Source organism: Mesorhizobium sp. (genome assembly GCF_004962925.1).
In the GTDB taxonomy this organism is placed as follows: Bacteria; Pseudomonadota; Alphaproteobacteria; order Rhizobiales; family Rhizobiaceae; genus Mesorhizobium.
Genome location: NZ_SUEO01000011.1, coordinates 54398 through 58711, shown reverse-complemented (window position 1 = coordinate 58711; position 4314 = coordinate 54398). Strand labels below are relative to the sequence as shown.

Below are 4314 nucleotides of genomic sequence, written 5' to 3'. Positions count from 1 at the left end.
ACCCTCCCCTCGAGGGGGAGGGAAGGCGCCAAGGCGAAAAAAATCCCCGAACGTTCCTCTTCCCCCGGCCGCACGGCACGCGGCACCTCGATGGGCGGCGCGGCTTCGGCGCGGGAACGCACCGCGGCCGGCCTCAATCCGGTCGCCGGCCTCGATGTTTCGCTGGAGGAAGCCGAGACCATGGCCTCGGGCGGCGTCACCGCCACCGTTGCGGCGCTGTCGGCACTAATCGAATCCGGCAACCCGCTGCACAAGGACGGCGTGCTGTGGACACCGCACCGCCCGGCCCGGCCGGAAAAGTCCGAAGGCGGCATCGCCATCAAGATGGTGTCGGATTTCGAGCCGGCCGGCGACCAGCCGACAGCGATCAAGGACCTGGTCGAAGGCGTCAACGACAATGACCGTACCCAGGTGCTGCTCGGCGTCACCGGCTCGGGAAAAACCTTCACCATGGCCAAGGTGATCGAGGAGACGCAGCGCCCTGCCTTGATCCTCGCCCCCAACAAGACGCTGGCCGCGCAGCTCTATTCCGAGTTCAAGAAATTCTTCCCGGAAAACGCCGTCGAGTATTTCGTTTCCTACTACGACTACTACCAGCCGGAAGCCTATGTGCCCCGGACGGACACCTTCATCGAGAAGGAATCCTCGATCAACGAGCAGATCGACCGCATGCGCCATTCGGCGACGCGCTCACTGCTGGAGCGCGATGACGTCATCATCGTCGCCTCGGTGTCCTGCATCTACGGTATCGGCTCGGTCGAGACCTACACGGCGATGACCTTCCAGATGCAGATCGGCGACCGGCTCGACCAGCGCGCGCTGCTCGCCGACCTCGTCGCCCAGCAATACAAGCGTCAGGACATCAACTTCGTGCGCGGCTCGTTTCGCGTGCGCGGCGACACGATCGAGATCTTTCCGGCCCACCTTGAGGACCGCGCCTGGCGCATCTCGCTGTTCGGAGACGAGATCGAGGCGATCACCGAGTTCGACCCACTCACTGGCCAGAAGACCGGTGAGCTGAAGAGCGTCAAGATCTACGCCAATTCGCACTATGTCACGCCGCGCCCGACGTTGAACCAAGCCATCAAGTCGATCAAGGAAGAGCTCAAGCACCGGCTGGTCGAACTTGAACGGGCCGGCCGTCTTCTGGAGGCGCAGCGGCTGGAGCAGCGCTGCCGCTTTGATCTGGAGATGCTGGAAGCGACCGGCTCCTGCGCCGGCATCGAGAACTATTCGCGCTATCTCACCGGCCGCCAGCCGGGCGATCCGCCGCCGACCCTGTTCGAATACATCCCTGACAATGCACTGGTCTTCATCGACGAAAGCCACGTCACTGTGCCGCAGATCGGCGGCATGTATCGCGGCGACTTTCGCCGCAAGGCGACGCTGGCGGAGTACGGTTTCCGTCTGCCGTCCTGCATGGACAACCGGCCGCTGCGCTTCGAGGAGTGGGACGCCATGCGCCCGCTCTCCGTCGCGGTTTCGGCGACGCCCGGGGGCTGGGAAATGGAGCAGTCCGGCGGCGTCTTCGCCGAGCAGGTCATCCGCCCGACCGGCCTGATCGATCCGCCGGTCGAGGTGCTTCCGGCCAAGACGCAGGTCGACGATGTCGTCGGCGAAATCCGCGACACGACCAAGGCCGGCTATCGCACGCTGGTCACCGTGCTGACCAAGCGCATGGCCGAGGACCTGACCGAGTATTTGCATGAGCAAGGCATCCGCGTTCGCTATATGCATTCCGACATCGACACGCTGGAGCGCATCGAGATCCTGCGCGACCTGCGCCTCGGCGCCTTCGACGTGCTGGTCGGCATCAACCTTTTGCGCGAAGGCCTCGACATTCCCGAATGCGGCTTCGTCGCCATTCTCGATGCCGACAAGGAGGGCTTCCTGCGCTCCGAAACCTCGCTGATCCAGACCATCGGCCGCGCCGCCAGAAACGTCGACGGCAAGGTCATCCTCTATGCCGACCAGGTCACCGGCTCGATGGAGCGGGCGATGGCCGAGACCCACCGCCGCCGTGAAAAGCAGATGGAGTGGAACGCGGCCAACGGCATCACGCCGGAATCGGTCAAGTCGCGCATCTCCGACATCCTGGACTCGGTCTACGAGAAGGATCATGTCCGCGCCGACATCTCGCAGTTCACCGACAGCGCCGGCGCGATGATGGGCAACAATCTGAAAGCCCATCTCGATGCGATGGACAAGCAGATGCGCGACGCCGCCGCCAATCTCGATTTCGAAAAGGCGGCCCGCATCCGCGACGAGATCAAGCGGCTGCGCGAGATGGAACTGTCCATCTCCGACGACCCGCTGGCCAAATATGCCGACATGGAAAGCCCGGTTTCGGGCCGCGAAAAGGGCAAACACAACAAGGGTGTGGCCAAACATCGTACAGCAGAGGAACAGGAGCGTTTCCGCAAGCTCGACGAGGCCAGTGCCGCCGAAGAGGCCGCCAAGGCTGTCCGGCCCAACCTCTTCCGCAAGCCGGAGCTCGACGAAATGGGCGCCGACGGCGCTGTGCCGGTGAAGAAGCCGTTGTTCGCCAAGCCGTCGCTGGACGCCATGGGTCCGGGCACCGACATGCCGACTCCCGCCGGTGCCGTGTCGCGCTCGCTGTTCAAGAAACAGTCGGCCGAAGAGGCGCACGGCTCGGATTTCGGTATACCGGGTGAACCGACCAAGCCCCTGTTCAAGAAGAACTCGCTCGACGAGATGACCGTGCGCCGGACCGAAAAGCCGGTTGAAGGAAAGGTGCCGGCCAAGCCACAGCCGATCTCCCCCCATGTGGGGGAGATTGGCAGCTTCAGCGCTCAGCTCACTCCTACACGCCACTTGCCATCGGCCTCACCCATGGTGTAGCCAGTTTCTACAACTCGAACGTCTTGAAAGGAGGGCTGCGTGCATATCGACCACCACCGTCAGCGCGGCCCTGTCCCTGCCCTGCGAGCTTGCTTGCAGGGCTGACCAGAGACGGTCCGGGTTCTCCCGCTTCGATTTTCTTGGTCTGCCCTTCGTGGTGCTGCAACGCCTGTTCTGATGGCCAGCCTGCGCACCGTCAAAGTGCATCGAACCGGAATCTCTCTCCGGGCAGACCAGAGAAACCAACATGGCCCTGATCAGCCTCAAATCCCTCGGCGTCACCATGAGTGCGCCGCTCTTCTCCAACCTTGAACTCACCATCGGCACCGGCGACCGGCTCGGCCTCGTCGCCGCCAACGGCCGCGGCAAGTCCACCTTGCTGAAATGCCTGACCGGCGAAATGGAGCCGACATCAGGCGACATCACCCGCACGCGCGGCCTGCGGGTCGGCTATGTCGAGCAAACCGTTCCCGCAGCACTGGCCGAGCGCAGCTTTCAGCAGGTGGTGGCAGACGCCTTGCCGGCCGAGCTGGCCGAAAGCGAGCAATGGCGCGTTGACGTGGTTCTCGATTCACTCGAAGTACCGCAGCCGATGCGCGAGCGGCCGATGCGGACCTTGAGCGGCGGCTGGCAAAGGCTAGCGCTGATCGCCCGCGTCTGGGTTACCGATCCGGACGTCCTGCTTCTCGACGAGCCGACCAACCATCTCGACCTCGCCAAGATCAGCCAACTCGAAACCTGGCTGAACGCGCTGCCGCGCGAGGTGCCGGTGGTGATTGCCAGCCACGACCGGGCGTTTCTCGACGCCACGACCAACCGGACGCTGTTCCTGCGCCCCGAACAGTCGCCGGTGTTCGCGCTGCCCTATTCCCGGGCGCGCGACGCTTTGAGCGAAGTCGACGCCTCGACCGAACGCAAATTCCAGCGCGACATGAAGGTGGCGCAGCAATTGCGCCGGCAGGCGGCCAAGCTCAACAACATCGGCATCAACTCGGGCAGTGACCTCCTGACGGTCAAGACCAAGCAGCTCAACCAGCGCGCCCAGCGCCTCGAGGAGGTCGCAGCGCCGGCGCACCGCGAAAGATCGGCGGGTGTGATAAAGCTCGCCAATCGCGGCACCCATGCCAAGGTGCTGATCACGCTCGATGACGTGGCGATCGAAACGCCTGACGGCACGCTGCTGTTCAAGACCGGCAAGCGCCATATCTGCCAAGGCGATCGCATCGTGCTGCTCGGCCGCAACGGCGTCGGCAAGTCGCGGCTCATCAGCCTGATCAGAAATGCCATCGTCGAACCGGAGACGGCGACGCAAGGCGTGAAGGTGACGCCGTCGACGGTGCTCGGCTACAGTGACCAGGCCTTGTCGGGCATCAGCGGCGACGACACGCCGCTGGCGATGCTCTCGCGCGGATTCGATGTCGGCGAGCAGCGCGCCCGCTCGCTGCTGGCGGG

Annotated in this window: 2 protein-coding genes; both read left to right on the top strand. The window is 64.2% G+C overall.

Translation table 11 applies throughout. The features are described 5' to 3' along the window. Positions 1 to 2862: excinuclease ABC subunit UvrB (uvrB, locus tag E5W87_RS04900; protein ID WP_367118795.1), on the top strand; the 2862-nt coding region annotated here is incomplete at its 5' end. A gap of 247 nt (positions 2863 to 3109) precedes the next feature. Continuing rightward, a partial coding sequence (locus tag E5W87_RS04895) for an ATP-binding cassette domain-containing protein (protein WP_292394566.1) occupies positions 3110 to 4314 on the top strand: 1205 nt, incomplete at its 3' end.